This window comes from Acidovorax sp. SUPP3334 (assembly GCF_030159055.1).
Classification (GTDB): domain Bacteria; phylum Pseudomonadota; class Gammaproteobacteria; order Burkholderiales; family Burkholderiaceae_C; genus Paracidovorax.
The window spans coordinates 73,971-91,815 of the sequence record NZ_BQXQ01000009.1 but is presented as its reverse complement, the minus strand read 5'-3'; the positions used below and the strand labels follow the sequence as shown (position 1 = coordinate 91,815).

13 protein-coding genes are annotated in these 17,845 nt (G+C 61.4%); 1 reads left to right on the top strand and 12 read right to left on the bottom strand.

Translation table 11 applies throughout. From position 1 onward, the window contains the following. Positions 1-17 precede the first annotated feature (17 nt). From AVHM3334_RS07060 to AVHM3334_RS07045, 4 genes are all read right to left on the bottom strand, one after another. Entirely contained in the window at positions 18-725 is a 708-nt protein-coding gene (locus tag AVHM3334_RS07060) for a response regulator transcription factor (RefSeq protein WP_284410858.1), read from the bottom strand. Between the two features lie 112 nt (positions 726-837). Further along, complete coding sequence (argB, locus tag AVHM3334_RS07055; RefSeq protein ID WP_092745378.1) at positions 838-1,731, bottom strand: acetylglutamate kinase; 894 nt, start codon at positions 1,729-1,731, stop codon at positions 838-840. A 127-nt stretch (positions 1,732-1,858) separates the two neighbouring features. Then, entirely contained in the window at positions 1,859-2,962 is a 1,104-nt protein-coding gene (locus AVHM3334_RS07050; protein ID WP_284410856.1) for a glycosyltransferase family 4 protein, read from the bottom strand. Then, complete coding sequence (locus AVHM3334_RS07045; RefSeq protein WP_284410854.1) at positions 2,959-3,744, bottom strand: glycosyltransferase family 2 protein; 786 nt, start codon at positions 3,742-3,744, stop codon at positions 2,959-2,961. The genes AVHM3334_RS07050 and AVHM3334_RS07045 overlap by 4 nt, the downstream gene beginning before the upstream one ends. Positions 3,745-3,820: 76 nt before the next feature. Here AVHM3334_RS07045 and AVHM3334_RS07040 point away from each other — a divergent pair, with 76 nt between their 5' ends. After that, entirely contained in the window at positions 3,821-7,711 is a 3,891-nt protein-coding gene (locus AVHM3334_RS07040; protein WP_284410852.1) for a methyltransferase domain-containing protein, read from the top strand. Positions 7,712-7,852: 141 nt separating this feature from the next. On the opposite strand, the gene AVHM3334_RS07035 is transcribed toward AVHM3334_RS07040, so the two are convergent. From AVHM3334_RS07035 to gspD, 8 genes are all read right to left on the bottom strand, one after another. Continuing rightward, on the bottom strand, positions 7,853-8,710 hold the full coding sequence (locus tag AVHM3334_RS07035; protein ID WP_284410850.1) for an SAM-dependent methyltransferase: 858 nt from the start codon (positions 8,708-8,710) through the stop codon (positions 7,853-7,855). Positions 8,711-8,776: 66 nt separating this feature from the next. After that, positions 8,777-9,667 (bottom strand): class I SAM-dependent methyltransferase, encoded by an 891-nt coding sequence (locus tag AVHM3334_RS07030; RefSeq protein ID WP_284410849.1) that lies wholly within the window; start codon positions 9,665-9,667, stop codon positions 8,777-8,779. Between the two features lie 186 nt (positions 9,668-9,853). Then, entirely contained in the window at positions 9,854-11,188 is a 1,335-nt protein-coding gene (locus AVHM3334_RS07025; protein WP_284410847.1) for an ABC transporter ATP-binding protein, read from the bottom strand. After that, positions 11,185-11,985 (bottom strand): ABC transporter permease, encoded by an 801-nt coding sequence (locus AVHM3334_RS07020; protein ID WP_284410845.1) that lies wholly within the window; start codon positions 11,983-11,985, stop codon positions 11,185-11,187. The genes AVHM3334_RS07025 and AVHM3334_RS07020 overlap by 4 nt, the downstream gene beginning before the upstream one ends. A 93-nt stretch (positions 11,986-12,078) precedes the next feature. Beyond that, the gene (locus tag AVHM3334_RS07015) at positions 12,079-12,984 is read right to left on the bottom strand and encodes a peptidylprolyl isomerase (RefSeq protein WP_284410843.1); all 906 of its coding nucleotides are present in this window, start codon (positions 12,982-12,984) and stop codon (positions 12,079-12,081) included. A gap of 95 nt (positions 12,985-13,079) precedes the next feature. Beyond that, entirely contained in the window at positions 13,080-14,735 is a 1,656-nt protein-coding gene (locus tag AVHM3334_RS07010; protein WP_284410841.1) for a cell surface protein, read from the bottom strand. A 194-nt stretch (positions 14,736-14,929) separates the two neighbouring features. Further along, positions 14,930-15,352 (bottom strand): hypothetical protein, encoded by a 423-nt coding sequence (locus tag AVHM3334_RS07005; RefSeq protein ID WP_284410840.1) that lies wholly within the window; start codon positions 15,350-15,352, stop codon positions 14,930-14,932. A 49-nt stretch (positions 15,353-15,401) separates the two neighbouring features. Continuing rightward, positions 15,402-17,834, bottom strand: a complete 2,433-nt coding sequence (gene gspD, locus AVHM3334_RS07000) for a type II secretion system secretin GspD (protein ID WP_284410838.1) — start codon at positions 17,832-17,834, stop codon at positions 15,402-15,404. Positions 17,835-17,845 lie beyond the last annotated feature (11 nt).

Here is a 17,845-nt window from a genome sequence, read left to right as displayed (position 1 = left end):
GGGAGCGCGCCGGCGCCTCAGCCGCGCGGAGGCTGCAGTTCCAGCCGATAGCCGAAGCCGCGGATGGAGCGCAGCGCCACGCCGTTGGGCTCGAGCTTGCTGCGCAGGCGCGAGACGTACACCTCGACCGCGTTGGGCGTGATTTCCTTGTCCCAGCCGGTCAGGGCCTGGAGCAGCTTGTCTTTGCTGGCCGGCTTGGGCGCGTGGATCAGCAGGTATTCCAGCACCGTCCATTCGCGCGGGCCCAGCTCGATGGCCTGTCGCAAGGCCGGCTCGCCCGGAGTGCGGATGCTCACGGTGCGGCCGGCGGTGTCCAGCTCCAGCGGGCCGAAGCTCAGGATGGCCGTGGTCGCCGCCTGGGACCGCCGCAGCAGGGCACGCAGCCGCGCCAGCAGTTCGGGCAGCTCATAGGGCTTGACCATGTAGTCGTCAGCCCCCAGGTCCAGGCCCTGGACCCGGTCATGCAGCGCATCGCGGGCGGTGAGAATGAGCACCGGCATCGCCGGGTGGGCCATCTCGGGGCGGCGCAGGCAGCGGGTGAGTTCGAGCCCGTCCATGCCAGGCAGGCCGATGTCGATGATCGCGGCGTCGAAAGATTCGGTGCGCAGCACTTCTTCGGCGCGCTCGCCGCTGCCGACCCAGTCGACGGCATACCCCGCGTCGGTCAGCCCCAGCTTGATGCCGCTGGCCAGCATGACGTCGTCTTCGACCAGCAGCAATCGCATGGCGCCGGCCCCCGTTCAGGCAAGGCTTGCGCAGCTGAAAAAGGCAGGGCGCCGTTCCACCGCGCTGAACGCGGTGCCGTCGTGCACTGCGGGCGAAGTGGAGGATCGCATCTCAGTGGCTGCGGATCATGGTGCCGTAGGCCTGTTCGGTCAGGATCTCCAGCAGCATGGCGTGCGGCACGCGGCCGTCGATGATGTGCACGGCGTTCACGCCGGCCTTGGCCGCGTCGAGGGCGCCGGCGATCTTGGGCAGCATGCCGCCGGAAATCGTGCCGTCGGCGAACAGCGTGTCGATCTCGCGCGCGGTGAGGTCGGTGAGCAGTTCGCCCGCCTTGTTCAGCACGCCGGGAATGTTGGTGAGCAGCACCAGTTTTTCGGCCTGCAGCACGGTCGCGAGCTTGCTGGCCACCACGTCGGCGTTGATGTTGTAGCTCTCGTTGTTCTCGCCGAAGCCGATGGGGCTGATGACGGGAATGAACGCATCGTCCTGCAGCGCCTTGACCACGCTCGGATCGATGGAGACGATGTCGCCGACCTGGCCGATGTCGTGCTCGATGCTCGGGTCCTTGTTGTCCACCATCTTGAGTTTTTGCGCCCGGATCATGCCGCCGTCGCGCCCGGTCAGGCCCACCGCCTTGCCGCCGGCCTGGTTGATCAGGCCCACGATGTCCTGCTGGACCTCGCCGGCGAGCACCCACTCCACGACTTCCATGGTCTCGGCGTCGGTCACCCGCATGCCCTGGATGAACTGCCCCTTCTTGCCCAGCCGGTTGAGCGCGGTCTCGATCTGCGGCCCGCCGCCGTGCACCACCACCGGGTTCATGCCCACCAGTTTGAGCAGCACCACGTCTTCGGCGAAGTCGGCCTGCAGCGCCGGATCGGTCATGGCGTTGCCGCCGTATTTGATGACCATGGTCTTGCCATGGAACTTGCGGATGTAGGGCAGCGCCTGGGCCAGGATTTCGGCCTTGTCGCGCGGGGCAATCGAAAGAAGGTCGGTCGTCATGAAAAGCTCGCGGCTGAAGGAGCGGTTAGCGATGGAGATGCGCATTGTGCCTTGCTGCCGCCCCGTGGGCGGCGCTTTGTGAGCACCCTGGCAACTCGCGTTCTGCGCCGCTGTACGGCAGCGCGGCTCAGTGCCGCAGCCAGCTGGGCACCTTGAAGCGGACGATGGCCAGGTACGCCGAGACATACGCGATCATGAACAGGCCGCAAAAGATCACCAGCACGACGGTATTGCTCCAGAAAAGCACCGCGGGCACCACCGTCAGCAGGGTGAAGCCCCAGAGATAGGGCGAAGTGCGGTTGTTGCGCATGAGCACCCGCCGCGACTCATCGTCGTGGAACACCCCGCGCACGATGCGTCGGTAGATCAACTGGTGAAAGTGCAGCGCGTCCGCGACGCCGGGCGACACGCCGCGCACCAGTTTGCGGTAAATGGAGAACACGGTCTCCCATACCGGATAGATCAGCAACAGCATGGGAAACCAGGGCGACACGTCATGGTTGCGCTGCACCAGCGAGATGCTGCCCAGCGCGATGACCACGCCCCAGATGTAGGAGCCACCGTCCCCGGCGAAGATCATGCCCCGGGGGTAGTTCCAGACCAGAAACCCCGCAGTCGCCGCAGCCGTGCAGACGAACAGCGTGGCCAGCGAACGGTCCCCCACCTGCAGGCTGACGTGCGCGAGCGCCAGACAGACGATGAAAGCCACCATGCCTGCCAGGCCGTTGTAGCCATCGATGATGTTGAAGGCGTGCGGCAGACCGGCCACCGCGAGCACCACGATCACCATGCCCAGCCAGGGCGTTTCGGAGAGGAAGGTGTCGAGCCAGGGCAGGCCCATGCGTTGCACGTTGAGTTGCAGCACCATCAGTGCCAAGCCGCCGGAAAGTGCCGTGAGCAGCAGGCGATAGCGCACCGTGAGCCGCTGCGTCAGGTCTTCGACGATCCCGCCGATCGCGGACGGCAGCAGGGCCACGATCCACCACACCACCCAGCCGCCGAGCCGCAGCGAACCCGGGTCGCCCATCCAGGACGACTGCAGCATTCCCAGCATCCAGCTGCACGCCATGCCGGCCAGCAGTGCCGCGCCTCCCAGCCGGGGAATGTCGCCCAGGTGAAACCGCTGGGGCATGGTCTCGCCATACACCGACGCGTGATCGCGCCCCCAACGGACGATGCCCGCAGCCACCAGCGAAGAAACCAAAAAAGCAACCAGAGACAACCAGATCATGGAGCGCCGATGGTACGTGCGCGGCCCGTGTCCACTGGTAACAAAGATCTCGCCTGCCGATACACCGGCGACCGCCACAAACGCCACAGACTGCGCACATGCCATGCGAGGTACGCGGCGCGGCGCTGGCTGTCGCGCTGGCCCACGTGGCCTACCTGGACCGCGGCCTTTTGCAGGCTCAGGCCCATCAGCCGCATCCGCAGGCTCAAATCCACATCCTCGCAATACATGAAATACCTTTCATCGAAACCGTCCAGCGCATCCCACACCTCCCGGCGCATCACCAGGAAGGCCGCATTCACCCAGTCCACGCGGCGCTCGCGCCGCCCCAGCACCCGCCGGCGCCAGAGCGCGGCAGGTGACGGCAACTCGCGTTCGGCGTCCTGGACCTGGCCGCGCTCGTCCACCTGCTCGGGGTACGCGCAACCCACGTCGGCTGGCGAAGCCGCCGCGCACAGCGCGGGAAACGGGTTCCCCCCGCGCAAGCTGACGTCGGGGTTCAGCACGCAGACCATGCGCTCCACAGCGCCCCGCAGCGCGCGGTTGTGATTGGCCCCGAAGCCCAGAGGCGCGGCGTTGCGGCGAATCTCCAGCAAGAATGGCCACCCGCCGGCGGGAGCGACAGGCTCTGCCTCCGGCAGGTTCAGGGTGAGCACCACCCGCGCCACGCTGCCTTGGCAACCCTGTGCCAGATCCTGCAGCAAAGACTGCACCAAACGGCCGTGGCCGTGGCTGATCACCGAGGCTGCCAAGCCCGGTTCTGCATGGGGATAGGACGTCATGAACCGCGTATTGTCGTCTGCTCGGCACAACGGGCCGCCAAACAGGCGGCTGCCATGCGCCCGTCATAATCTCGGGATGACCCAAACAATCGAGGATTTGCACGTCTATCTGCGCACCATCAAGCAAGACGAGCGCACCTCTCTTTCCGTGCTGGCGAGCCTTGTCCGCGAGGGATCCACGGTGCTCGACCTGGGCTGCGGCAGCGGCGCACTCGGGCAATACCTGGCAGAAACACGCGGCTGCACCAGCGACGGCGTCACGCTCAGCGAAGCCGAAGCGGATCATGCCCGCCCCCACTATCGCCGCGTCGAAGTGGCCGATCTGGAGGCCTGCGATCTCGTTACCCTTTTTACCGGGCAACGGTACGACTACATCGTGTGTGCCGACGTGCTGGAGCACCTGCGGCGCCCCGAGGGAATCCTGGCGCAGTGCCGCCAATTGCTGGCACCCGGCGGCCAACTGCTGATTTCAGTACCCAACGCCGGTTATTGCGGGTTGATCGCGGAATTGCTGCAAGGCGAGTTCCGCTACCGCGAAGAAGGCTTGCTGGACCGCACCCACCTTCGCTTCTTTACCCGGCGGTCTCTGGCGCGTTTTCTCGGTGAGCAGCGCTGGGCGGTCGACCAGATCGACACCGTGCGCCGCGAAGTGCCCGAGTCCGAGTTCAAGGCCGCGTTCGACCTGCTGCCCCCCGCCGTGGCGCGGCACCTGCTGATCGCGCCCGATGCCATGGCCTACCAGTTCATCGCGGCAGCGCAGCCTGCCGCGCAGGCGATCACCGCAGACCAGGGTGGCGTCGCAGACGCACAGGACGCCCATGCCCTGTTCACTGCCCAGCTATATCTCGGCCAGTCGGGCCAATATGCCGAAGACCGAAAGCTGACATCCACCGGCATCATCGGCCGTGACCGCCAGACGGTCCGGTTCGCCCTGCCTGGCATGGACGCGCCCCTGACCAACGTGCGGCTCGACCCCGCAGACCGCCCCGGGTTCATGCACCTGCACGGCATCGTGCTGCGCAACGCCCAGGGCGAGGCCGTCTGGACGTGGCAGGCGGACAGCGCGTCGCGGTCGCTGCTGGCCAAGGCTCCGCACAGCCAGATCGTCTGGGAACAGCCCATGCCCGCCGCTTCTCCGGCCACCTTGTTGCTGCTGACCGGGGACGACCCCTGGATGGAATTGCCGATTCCGCGAGAGATCCTCACCGCCCACGGTGGCGAGGGGGCCATGCTGGACATCGAACTGGGTTGGCCCATGTCGGCCGACTACCTGGCGCTTTCCAATGCCGTCTTCCCTTTGCAAGATCGCATCTCCACCCTGGAAAAGGACGTCGCCCAGGCTCACCGCGACGCGGAGCAGCGGTTGCGCGAAACCCGTGAGGCGCTCGAACGCGAAAAGCGGGCGCTGGGCGATCAGAAAGACGCCCTGGAAGGCGACAAGCGCACGCTGGAATACCACAACCAGGCCCTCCAGGAGCACAACCAAACCCTCAAGAGCAGCACCGAAACGCTGCTGCGCCAGCGGGCCGACCTGCAATTGGAATCCGCGCAGTTCCAGCGCAATGCCACCCGCTTGCAACATGAACTGGGTCGCCTGCAGCACGACTACGGCGCCCTCACCCACCATTTGAAAACCATCGAAAACTCCACCGTGTTCCGCGCCACCCGTCCCCTGGTCCATACCAAGATGCGCCTGGACCGTCTTCTGGGACGCGCGCCCAAGCATGCCGCGACCACGGCGCAGGGGCCTGTGCAAGTCACGCCACCGTCGCACCCCGTGGACGTGATCGTCCCGGTCTACCGCGGCCTGGCGGACACGCAGATGTGCGTCGATTCGGTCTTGGCCAGCCCTTGTGCCACCGCCTATCGCCTGATCGTCATCAACGATGCCAGCCCCGAGCCTGAAGTGACTGCCTGGCTGCGCGAGCGGGCCACGCAGGACGAGCGCATCATGCTGCTCGAAAACGAGGAGAACCTCGGCTTCGTCGGCACCGTCAACCGCGGCATGGCTTTGAGCGGCACCAACGACGTGCTGCTGCTCAACAGCGACACCGAAGTCGCGAACGACTGGCTCGATCGGATCCGCCGGGCGGCGTATGGCGATGCCAAGGTGGCCTCGGTCACCCCGTTCTCCAACAACGCCACCATCTGCAGCTATCCGCGCTTTTGCAAGGACAACGATCTGCCTGCGGGCTACGACACGGCACGCCTGGACGCGCTGTGTGCCGCGACCAACCCGGGCGCGGTGGTGGACGTACCCACGGGCGTCGGGTTCTGCATGTACATCCGGCGCGACTGCCTGGTGCAGCTGGGCCTGTTCGACACCGAGCACTTCGGCAAAGGCTACGGCGAAGAGAACGATTTCTGCCAGCGCGCGCACGCCGCCGGCTGGCGCAATCTGCACCTGCTGGACACCTTCGTGCTGCACACCGGCGGGGTCAGCTTCGGCGACAGCAAGAGCCCGCGTGAACTGGCCGCCATGGAAACCCTGCGCCGCCTGCACCCCCGCTACGAACGCGACGTGCACGCGTTCGTGCAGGCCGATCCGGCGCAGCCATACCGCCTGGCACTCGACGTCGCCCGCATGGCCGAAGCCGGGGTGCCGGCCGTTCTCGCCGTGTTGCACGACCGCGCGGGTGGCACCGTCCGGCACGTCCGTGAACTGGCCTCTTACCTGGCGGACCAGGCCACGTTCCTGACCCTCACGCCGGCTCCCGGACACAGCGTGCGGCTGCGCATGGCGAGCGCAGATGAAGGCTTCGAGCTCACGTTCCGCCTGAACGACCAGTACGACGATCTGCTCGGCGTCCTGAGGCAGCTGGGCGTGCGCCATGTGCACTTCCACCATTTGCTCGGACATGGCCAGGAGGTGCGCAACATCCCGCACCTGCTGGATGTGCCGTACGACTTCACCGCGCACGACTACTACAGCTACTGCACCCACATCTCGATGACCGACGCGACCAACCGGTACGCGGGCGAGATCGGTCCCGGGCAGTGCAAGTGCTGCGCCCCCGACATGCACTCGCCCATGGGCGGCACCGTCGCCGAGTGGCGCGGTGCGAATGCCCGACTGCTCACCGGCGCACGCCGCGTGCTGGCGCCCAGCCACGACACGGCTCGGCGCATTGCCGGCTTTGCGCCTGCGGCGCACGTGCATGCAGTGCCGCACACCGACCTGCCGGACAGCGCGTCGCTGCCTGTGCCCGCACCGCGCACGCTGCTGCCGGGCCAGCGGCTCAAGGTCGTCGTGATCGGTGCGCTCAGTGCCATCAAGGGCGCGGATGTCCTGGAGGCCGTTGCCATCGAAGCAGCGCGCCGCAATGCCCTGGTGGACTTTCACCTGATCGGCTACGGCTACCGACATCTGCAGACACAGCCGCGTGCGCGCCTGACGATTCACGGGGAATACGAAGAAAAGGACCTGCCGGGCCTGCTGCAATGGCTGGAGCCGGACCTGGTCTGGTTCCCTGCGCAGTGGCCAGAGACCTACAGCTACACGCTGAGCGCCGCTCTGCTGGCCGGCCTGCCGGTGGTGGTACCCGACATCGGCGCATTCGCCGAACGCTTGTCCGGACGGCCCTGGAGCTGGGTCCACCCCTGGGATGCGACCCCTGCCCAATGGCTGGCCTGGTTCAGTCAAGTTCGCGACCAGCAATTCGCCACGGGCGAGGCGCCGGCCTTGGCAGAGTCGCAGCCCGATGCCCCCGCGCTGCATGCGTCAAACGCCGCGCCTTTCCGCTACGAATCGGACTACCTGGAGAACATTGCGCTCCCGACACCCCTGCAATCCATCGCCATGGCCGACCTGCAGCAATACCTGCCGCAAGCCACTCCCGCCGCTGCCGCCAAGTCCGGCGTGCTTTCCGCGGTGGTGTATCTGCGGTCCTTGCCAGTGCTGCGCGGCGTTGCCCAACGCATTCCAGCGCATTGGCAACGACGGGTCAAAAACTGGCTGCAGGCCTGACCGCACGGTCTGTCGCAACAGTAAAAAGGGCTGCCAGAAATGGCAGCCCTTTTAATTGGCGAGATGACAAGCGCAGTCGGCGGGCTGTGCGAACCGGCACGCCGCGGCAACCTCACGCAACCATCAGATGATGGCCATCGATCATTTACCCAGCAGCAAAAAGATCTCGTTGTTGAGGAGCAGCTCTTGCGGATACTTGTCCTGCAAAGCTGGTGGAACCGCCATCTCCAAACTGCGGCGCTCCTGGCGGATGACGTGGAATCCCACCTGGGTCATCAAGGCGACGAGTTCGTCCGCCGTCAGCCGGTTCAAAGTCTTGTACTCATTGAAGACAAACCTCTTGTATCCCTCGACCCCGAAGTCGTCGAAACCAAAATCCCGCTCGGCGCCGTCGATCGGTCCTTCATGCGCCTGGATGATGGCCCAGAGCTCTTCGTCGCTGACGAGCAGGTGATGCCACGGAACGTCGTCATAGCGCCGCAGGTGCGAACCGAACGGCGAAAAGTACAGCGGCTCGATCTGCAGGAAGAACACGCCCCCGGGATTCAATGCGGCATAGAGATCGCGGGCAATGGGCTCGAGTTGGTCCTTGCTCACGTGCTCGAAGGTGGACCAACTGAAAATTCCGTCGACAGGCCTCCGCCCGGCCAATGGCGTGGCGGGTGCGATGGTTTCAAAGCTCAAGGCCTTGGGGACGCGGCGAAGGCCCAGTTGCTCCCTGGCGATGCGCGGCAATTTGGAATACTCCTGCCGGATGTCGATGCCATGGATCGCCGTCGCTCCATGCCGCAAAGCCAGGGCCAGATCCGTGATGCCATCGCCGCATCCGAAATTGAGCAGCCTCGCAGTTTTCACGTCCAGCGCGGAGCCCAGCCAATGCTGGACGACGTCGGCGGCGTAGTGGAAATGCGCCCGGAACCATTCGTCCGAGATGCGTTCGGCATCCCACTGGGGCGGTCCCCAGAATCGTTGCTGGATGCGATCGAACAAGGTGGTCATGGGCAGGCGCCTATCGCGGAAAGAAAGAGAAAGCAGAGCACCGGGGAGCCATCAGCCGGCAAGCCTTCAGGGCTTGGCCAGTACGTAAGCGTCCTGGTGATTCCAAAAATGCACCGGCACCCGGTGGATGAGCCGGTCCATGCCCACGGTTTCGGCGATGCGCGCGAGGACAAACGCTTCGGACGTGAAGGCCGTGCCGTATTCCTGCACATCGATCGCCTGGGACTCGCTGGATGGCGCAAAGAAAAAGCCTTCGTCGTCCAGCGGAACGCTGTCATGCGCAGCCGCCTTCAAGCCATGGGTGGAGAACACCAGAACACCACCGGGGGCGACGCCCTCGTACAGGCATTGCAGCCAGCGGGACCAGGTACGGCGCGGCAAATGGCTGAACAGCGACAGCACGAACACCACGTCGTACTTCTGGTCCCAAACCACGTCTTCCGGCACGGTGGAAGAAAGAACACTGCGCACGCCGAAGGTGCCCTGTGCGAACTGCATGGCGTCCGGAACCACGTCGGAAACGGTCACGCGCTCCGCTCCCAGCGCCTTCACCAAATGCCGCGTGAAACGGCCATGGCCACTGGCAAACTCCATGAAGTGCCGGGTCTTGAGCAATGGCCGGTCCACGGCCTCCAGCAGCACCATCAGCTCGGAAAGCGTCCGCCAGCCATCCGCCAGGTAGTCGCGCAGCGGGTTGGTGCTGGAGGGGTGACCCTCGAAGAAACGGAAGATGTCGTCCGCGCGCGAGATCTCGCAGTTCAGCCCCATCATCTGAGAGAAGGCACCTGGCAGGGTGTGCTGCTCGATCAACTGGTGCGCCGTCAGGCGCGTTTCGCGATCCTGCAAGGCATGGCGCAAAGCCTCTGCGGCCAGCGCACGTTCGCCGCGCTCCAGGTGCTGCTGTCCACGGGCCAGCCACTCGGCGGCTGTTTGAGAAGGGGCGGTCAAGTCATTCATGGGTAAAGGGCCGGGTGAAGACCGTGCCGAAAAGGCATGCGAACTTCATTGGCATAAAAAGGCTCCAGCGCATATTCTACTAGGGCATATTGCTATTAAAAACATAGCACTCAACCCAGATGATGAATGCCCGCCTTCGATGCTGAACCCAGCGATCCGCAATGATCCGCAGCGAATCGCCGGGTCTCATTCCCAGCGGTGCGGCAATTTCACCAGCCCCGGCATGAGCGTCGGCGACACCCAATTGAAGTTCAGGAACTGAAACCACTCGTCATACACCACCAGTCCGCTCTCATCGAAAAGAAACGCGCTGATGACGTAGTCGCCGCTGTGCAGCGGAAGGTTGGGAAACGTGAGCACCGAACGCCACAGACCATCGCCCAGCGACACGGGTGCCGCCCCCTCTTCGTGGGTCGCCAGGGACGTAATGCCGACCCCCTTGGACTGCTCGATCATGAAGCCGACATTGGGCTGCTCGCTTCCGCGGCCCCGCACGAGGATGGTGGCGACCAGGTCTTTTCCGGACAGCCGGCCGTAGCAACCGGCCTGCGGTTCACCCAGGTTTCCGATATCGACCGAAAGAATGCGAGCGGAGCCATCGTCGCGGGCCGGGACATTGCCGTTGCGTTGACGGCGGCCTGCAGAAGTGGCGTTCGCTGTCGCTTCCCCCGCCCCAGCAGAAACATCGTCGCCGTCGAGTGGCGCGCCATTGTCGGGAGCCGGCGCATCGCTGGCACCGTCCTGCCCGGCCATTTCATGCATCGTCTCCGCATTGCGCAGTCGAGAGTGCACGTCATAGGCGCCAAGCACCGGCTCGGTCAGGCCGAACTGCTTGACATGCCCTCCATCGAGCCACAGCGCCAGATCGCACAGGTGGCGAATATGGTACGGACTGTGCGAGCAGAACAGGATGGTGCAGCCGGCGTTGCGGAACGCCATGATGCGGTCCACGCATTTCTTCTGAAAATGCTGATCGCCCACCGCCAGCGCCTCATCGATGATCAGCACGTCGGGCTGAACGGCGGTCACCAACGCAAATGCCAGCCGGACCGACATTCCTGACGAATAAGTCTTGACCGGTCGGTCCAGCGCCTCGCCCAATTCGCAGAACTCGATGATCTCCGGCTCGAGCCGCTGCATCTCTTCGCGGTCGATCCCGATCAGGCTACCGCCGAAGTACAGGTTGTCGCGGCCACTGAAGTCGGGATGAAAGCCTGCGCCCAGTTCCAGAATGGCAGTCACCCGGCCCACCCGCTCGATCGAGCCGGTCGATGGCTGTAGCGTGCCCGCCAGCAACTTGAGCAGCGAGCTTTTACCAGCACCGTTGTCGCCGATCACACCGATGCACTGGCCCCGCTGCAGTTCGAACGACACATCGCGCAACGCCCAGTGGCTGCGGTGTGCAGACCGGCCGGTGATCAAGGATTTGAGGCGTTGGCGGGGTGAGGCGTAGAGTCGATATTCTTTACCGACGTTCTTCACCTTCAGGACGATCTCGGAAGTGCGTTGAACGTTCGTCATAGCCAGTCCACCAACTGATCGCGGCTGCGCTTGACCAAGATGTTGAGAGCCAATGCCAAAACCACCAGCCACACCAGACCCGCCACCCACACACTTACTGGCGGCCAATTGCCTTGCAGAAGCACCTGTTGGTAGCCGATCACCAGTGCGGTCATCGGGTTCAGCCAGAGCACCCAGCGCCAGTTGGCAGGAAACATCGCCAGCGGAAAAAGAATGGGGGTGAGATAAATTCCCACCGACAGCAGAAATCCCACGATCTGAACCGTGTCCCTCAGCGCAGCCGCCAGGATGGCCAGCAGATAACCGAGCAGTACGCAAAGCACCAATTGCAGCGCCATCAATGGCAGCAGAGCGAGCATCGCGGGTCGAAAACCGTGCAACGGTGTGTATGCCAAGGCCACCAGGCAAAGCAGCGGGCCAAAAATTACCGCACTGGCCAGCACCGAGCGGGTCGTGAAAAGCACGGGAGGCAGGGGATTTTTCTGCAGCATGCTGCCCGCCTCAATGAGGCTGTTCATTCCTCGCGAGACAGCGTCGCAAAAAGCCATCCAGGGCAATGCGCCCACGACCAGGAAAGTACCGACGGCATGCGTCGGCGCTCCTTCGCCCAGTCGCATGGAAAAAACGACGTCGAAAACCAAGTAGTAGGCAGCTACCGTCAAAAGAGGCTGGAGGTAAGGCCACAGCACGCCAACCGCAGTACCTGCGTGGCGCGCGGCCACCTCGCGTTGTACAAGAACCCACACCAAGGAGCGCGCACTCCAGATCGCGCGCCATTCATTCCACAAAGTTTGCATGCAGCTTGTTCAGAGGATGGCAATCAGCACATCGGAAAGAAAAGAAGCAAGTGCCCCAGGGAGCACTTGCTTCACCTCCACCAGCGTGGAGTATCAGGGCGCCATCTTAACGGGCGGAATCTTTGCCGCGTAAGACTGGGCGTAAGAGGCAATCGCGGAGGCATCGATTTTCGCCTCCTGCTGCATCTTCTGGGCTTCGGCAACACGCGCTTCCTGGCGGACGTTGTTGCGAACCTCATTCATCAACTCTTCACGAACCTCGCTGAACGCCCGGGTGCGTGCAGGAATACGCTCTTCGAGTTTGAGAACGTGAAAGCCGAATTGGGTCTCGACCACATCGCTCAGTTGTCCAGGCTTGGTCAAACCAAAAGCGGCTTCGTCGAATTGTGGCGCCATGCGGCCTCGTTCGAAGGCGCCTAAATCTCCACCCTTTTCGGCAGAGCCTTTGTCCGCAGAGCGCTCTTTGGCCAGCTTGCCAAAATCTGCGCCGGTCTTGAGTTCCTGCAGGATCTTTTCGATCTGTGCGCGGGAATTGGCGTCTGAGCCTTCAACCAGAATGTGCCTCACACGGACTTGTTCAGGTGCTTTGAAGCGCTCAGGCTTGGCCTTGTAGATGTCTCGGGCCAAATTTTCGGCGACAGCATCGGTAGGCGTGCTTTGTTTGTCGATCTTTGCAATGTAGGCATCCGAGAGCACTTTGTCTCGCGCAATCTTCAGCGCTGCTGCAACTTCAGGATCCTTTTCTACCCCATCAGTTTCTGCACGTGCTGCCATCACCCGGCGTGCGTACAGATTGGAGGCAATCTGCGTAACGGTCTGAGGACGTGCCAGAACGGTGTCACGCATCTCGGCAGGCATGCGAAGCGAGTCCGCTTGAATGTCCAGCGTATCGATCACGACTTTTGGCCCCTGGATCAACACCGGAGCTTGAGCGTGAACGGAAAGAGCGGTTGCAGAAAGTGCTGCCAAAGCAAGCAGGCGATAGGTTGAGCGAATCATTTGCAAATCCAACACTCCATCAAAAAAGCATTAAAAAAAGGCGGGGTTGCCCCCGCCTTTTTTGGTTCACATTACTGTGAAAAGTGCCGTACGAATTAAGGAGCAACCGTAGGGAACGTGAAGCGGTGGGGCCACGTGATACCGTAGGTACCGGACGTGCCAGCCGTAGCGCTTGGGTTGGACAGCTTAATCATCGAAGAGCCCAGAATTGGCAGACCCAGGGATTGACCACCCACCGAGTTGGACACATCTACGCGGCTCCAGCCGTTGGTGAACGCGCCGGTCGACAAGTTTTGACGAGCAACAGATGCACCAAGCACCGAGGTACCGGCATCAGCGAAACTCAGAACGCTGGTTTCACCGCAGAAACGGGTCTGCGTGATGGAACCAGGCGAGAACACAGCGCCCGAGGTCGTCGTGGTTTCTTCACGGTCATAGAACGCTTGACCCGTAGAGCTCACGCAGATGGCGCCACCGGTGGTGATCAACGAAGTATTGCTTGGGTTGAAGCGCTCATCGTTGACACCATTACCCGTAGCGATCAGGTCGGAGAAGTAACGAACTTGAGCAGCGTTACCACCGGTTTGCGCAGCAGCGTAGTTGGAAGCCACGTTGTAACGGCGGGTAGGCATCGAAAACACCCAGTCCGTCTTAGCCGAGATGCTGGAATCGTTGGCGTACTGGTTAGCGATCGAGGTCACAGCCAGAGCGTTCGTCAGCAAGCGAGCTTGCGTCAGAGGTGCCGTATTGCTAGGAGCCGTCACATAAGGCGTCGACATGTCAGGCAAGTCATAGTTCGCTGCTGCGATCGCCGGAACGGTCGTAGGCGCAACATTGGCTTGGGTAAACACGTTCAACGTACGGAAAAGCGGGTCAGCAGTGTACTGATCAGGCGTAGGTGCATTGGAGTCCGTTTGTGGGAAATGCACAAAATTGGCAATAGCCTGGGTGCCTGCATTTTCTGCACGGATCGCGGTCGCACTACCAGAGAACGTCGTCGTTTGAGCAACGTTCAGAATGTACCAGTCGCCCAACAGGCCGGTCGAAGGCGTGTCGAAGCCAGCCTGAGCAACAGTCGCAGCCGACGTGAAGTTTTGCAGAGTACCGTTCAAAACAGCAGGCGTGCAAGGTGCAACGCCATTAACGTGCTTGATTGCAGTGAACAATGGGTTAGCCGTAGAGGTAACACCGGTCGCAGGATTCACAGCGGTCAAGCCACCAGCCAGTTGCTGGGGAATGTCAGCCATGTTGAAAATTTCAACGTAGCCTTCGCGCGTGTTGTTTGCTTGGTCAGGAGCAGCGATGCCTGGGTTCAGACGATTCGTAACGAAACGCTGATTTTGACCCTTGGCCAGTGCTGGCAACGTGCAGGTGCCGTCAGCGGTCACGATTTGTGCGACGCCATCAGCGCCAGCCGTCACGGCAGCGGTCCACACGTCACCAGGCGACATGAAGACTTGGAAGTCAAGAATGTCGTCGGAGTTCAGGGCGCCGCGGAAACGAACCTTAACAGCCTTGCCGTTGGAGGTGTCGGTGTTCACAACGTGCATCACGGTCATGTTGCCGTTTTGCGCGTTGAAGTAAGGAACCAGCAGTGCATGACCCACGCCACCTTCCGCGAACGACATCGTCGTAGCGGTGGTTGGCTTCAGAGGAGCTACACCGACCACCACATCAGCAGATGCGGCGCCAGCAAAGCCCAGGCCACCAATCATGGCAGCAATGCTCAGGGCCAGAACATTTTTTCTCATATCAAGAACTCCAGTTAAAAAGTTGGTAAGCGCAACTACCACGATTGATTACGCTAAGGGATGGTAGCACAGCGCTCTAACGTGTTGTACAACGGAACCGCTGTAACAAAACCTGTTGTTGAGGAAATGCAACACCGTTTGCGGTTGGGTGAATCTTGCTTCGCAAACTGCTTGCAGACGGCTTCTGATACCTATCAAAGATCTTGGTAGTGCCACCATTGGCCGTCTTCAAGGAGCCATGTCTCGTTCAGGTAGCTGTCGATCGTACCAAGCTTTACCCCGATCATGGCAGGCTGAACTCCTAATTTCACCTGAGTGGTGCATTTGTCACTCTCGCAAGTGACTTTCGTGACTTCTACGCTCTTCACAGCGACCCCAGCACCGAACTGCATCTTGAATTGATCCGCCGTCTTGGTCTTGCGATAGGCTGGCGTGGACAGTGCGTAAGCCTTCTCGAACTGACCCGCGACACGGGCATCCCAGTACGCCTTTGCCCGTTGCTCGACGATCTGCTCGGGGGTGGCTGGATTGAAGGCCGCGCAGCCTGACAACGCCAATACGCCAGCAGCCAGCAAAAAGGCGCTCATTCGACGGCCAGGAACAATGTCGTGATTCATGGTTGTGTGATCTCCTATTAACAATCTAGAGGGGTGCGCTTGTTCTAGTTCAATTTGGCTGAACAGGTTGCACAGGCGCTTGCGGGGAAGCAGACGGTTTCGCATTGTCCTTTTCCTTGAGTTCTATGATGCGCAAGCCCTTCATTCGGTCGCGCAAGTCTTCGCTGACTTCGCGAATGTCCACATCAGTGCGTACTACACGTGGCGTGAGCACAACCAGCAATTCCGTTCGATTGTTGGTTTTACTGTTAACCCCGAAAAGGTTTCCAAGGACAGGAATATCCTGAAGTAGAGGGACGCCTCCCTTGCCCGTGGTGCTGTTGTCCTTGATGAGACCGCCAAGAACGATGGTCTCCCCCGAGCGGACAGCCACCTTGCTGCTGATTTGCCGCTGAAGGAAAGCTGGCTGAAGGTTAGCCTGCGCTCTTCTTTCTCCCAAATCAGTCACTGTCTGGTCCACCTGCATGTTCACGATATTGCCCGAGTTCACCGATGGGGTAACGACAAGGTTGACCCCGGTATCCTTGTACTGGACAGAAGTGGTGGTGTTGTTATTGAGATTGCTTGTAGTGATATCAGAGGTTATCGGCTCCTGACTGCCTACATTGATAGAAGCAGTGTGGTTGTCTAAAACCATGAGCGAAGGACTGGAGATCACTTTCAAGAGCGACTTATCAGCAAGTGCATTTAGCACCACTTGAACCCCATTTGCACTGCTAAGAACATAGGAAAACCCTCTACCGACCCCACCCAGCAAGGCGTCTGTACTTAAAGTTTGAGGTGCAGTTCCACTGACCAACCCTTGCCCGGTGTAGCCATTACGGCTATTGTTAAAAGCCCATTGCAAACCGTAGCGCAACTCATCGTTCAAGGTCACCTCGATGATGCTGGCTTCGATGAGCACCTGAGTAGGCGGAAGATCCAGCCGTTTCAATGCGGCTTCAATCTTTGAGTATTCTGATCGGGTGCCCCATATGAGCACGGAGTTATTCAACTCGTCAGCCATCACCCGTACGCTGCCTAAATTGGCGCTCAAAGCTCCCTGCTGCTGCGTCCCTTGAGTGTTGTTCGCTCCACGATTTCCTAAAGCGCCAGTACTGCCAGTTCCAAAGCCAGTGCCTCCGAATCCTGACGATCGCATAGCACTGGCACTGCCGCTCCCCCCCAAATAACCAGAGCCGCCTCCAAAGGAATTACCTCCAGTACTGCCAAAGCCGCTTTGCTGGCCAAAAGAATTGGTCGTGGAATTTCCCAAACCAGGCGCTACCCCACTATTAGCGACGGCAGATCCACCAGTCTGTCCACCAAAAATGCCACTAAGCACACTCGCAAGATGCTTGGCATTGACGTTCTGAACCTGATAGATGAACAGTTGGGGCTCTGAACCGTTGTCACTTGGCTGGTCCAGCTTTTCGATCCAGCGGCGCGCTTCTTCCAGATAGGCAGCCCGGGGCGTCACCACCAGAATGCTGTTGAGCCGCTCGATGGGCATGATGCGCAAAGCACCAAACAAGGGATTCCCCTCGCCCAGCATTGCCTGAGCCGCTCCAGCTGCGTTGGCTTGGGCGGCACCCGGAGTTCCCGCTGCCACGGCACCGCCCGAAGGAGAGCCCGAAGTTGCACTTCCGCCTCCACTGACCAAGCGCAACGCCGTCTCCACTTCTTTGATCGAGGCGTGCTTCAGCGGAAACACACCGACGGACATTCCCTTCAGCAAGTCAATGTCGAAGGTGTTCACCAAGTCGAGCCATCCTTCGGCCTGGGTCCGTGTGCCGCTCAAAATCAACAGATTGCGAACATTGTCCACTCTCACTACGGCATCGGCCGGCATCATCGGTCGCAAGATGGAAGCCATTTCGCTCGCGCCGATATATTGCAATGGAACGATGATGGCACCAGAACCTGGTGGCAGAGGGCCGTTACCCACCTGCCGCACGGAGCCGCCGATGCTGCGCAGCGCGTCTGGGCGCCCGACGTGATAGGTGCCCCGAGCGTCGCGAAGCATGGCAAGCCCATTGGCTTGCAGCGAACTTTCCAGCAGAAAAACCGCTTGATCGGGTGCGATGGGTGTGCGCGTGGCCAATGTCACCGTGCCGCTCAGCGGAGGATGCAGCACATAATCTGTTTTCAGGATGTCTCCCAAAATGGTGCGTACGACCTCTGCCACGGGTGCCTCTTCAAAATTGAATGAAAGTGGCGCCCCTTGTACGGTTGCAACAGGCTTTGCCGGAGCGATCACACGGTCATTTCCGATGATGTAACGCGGCTCGGCAACAGGTTCTCCGTCTCCCTTGGATTTATCTACGGCTTTGGGCGACACATTGACAGACGAACTGTTTGCGGGCCCCGGCATCACGGCACCGCTCGATTCCGTAACGAGATTGCTGCCACCGGATGCGGGAACGGACTGCTGCGTCTGAGCGCTTGCCAATTGACAAGTGGCTAGCGCAATGGCGGTAAGTGCGTATCGGTAAGGGGTCATGACTGCGTGCC

Bases quoted from the DNA above. Each gene is read 5' to 3' on its own strand.
- AVHM3334_RS07060 (WP_284410858.1), bottom strand. From the start codon at position 725: ATGCGATTGCTGCTGGTCGAAGACGACGTCATGCTGGCCAGCGGCATC.
- argB (WP_092745378.1), bottom strand. From the start codon at position 1,731: ATGACGACCGACCTTCTTTCGATTGCCCCGCGCGACAAGGCCGAAATC.
- AVHM3334_RS07050 (WP_284410856.1), bottom strand. From the start codon at position 2,962: ATGATCTGGTTGTCTCTGGTTGCTTTTTTGGTTTCTTCGCTGGTGGCT.
- AVHM3334_RS07045 (WP_284410854.1), bottom strand. From the start codon at position 3,744: ATGACGTCCTATCCCCATGCAGAACCGGGCTTGGCAGCCTCGGTGATC.
- AVHM3334_RS07040 (WP_284410852.1), top strand. From the start codon at position 3,821: ATGACCCAAACAATCGAGGATTTGCACGTCTATCTGCGCACCATCAAG.
- AVHM3334_RS07035 (WP_284410850.1), bottom strand. From the start codon at position 8,710: ATGACCACCTTGTTCGATCGCATCCAGCAACGATTCTGGGGACCGCCC.
- AVHM3334_RS07030 (WP_284410849.1), bottom strand. From the start codon at position 9,667: ATGAATGACTTGACCGCCCCTTCTCAAACAGCCGCCGAGTGGCTGGCC.
- AVHM3334_RS07025 (WP_284410847.1), bottom strand. From the start codon at position 11,188: ATGACGAACGTTCAACGCACTTCCGAGATCGTCCTGAAGGTGAAGAAC.
- AVHM3334_RS07020 (WP_284410845.1), bottom strand. From the start codon at position 11,985: ATGCAAACTTTGTGGAATGAATGGCGCGCGATCTGGAGTGCGCGCTCC.
- AVHM3334_RS07015 (WP_284410843.1), bottom strand. From the start codon at position 12,984: ATGATTCGCTCAACCTATCGCCTGCTTGCTTTGGCAGCACTTTCTGCA.
- AVHM3334_RS07010 (WP_284410841.1), bottom strand. From the start codon at position 14,735: ATGAGAAAAAATGTTCTGGCCCTGAGCATTGCTGCCATGATTGGTGGC.
- AVHM3334_RS07005 (WP_284410840.1), bottom strand. From the start codon at position 15,352: ATGAATCACGACATTGTTCCTGGCCGTCGAATGAGCGCCTTTTTGCTG.
- gspD (WP_284410838.1), bottom strand. From the start codon at position 17,834: ATGACCCCTTACCGATACGCACTTACCGCCATTGCGCTAGCCACTTGT.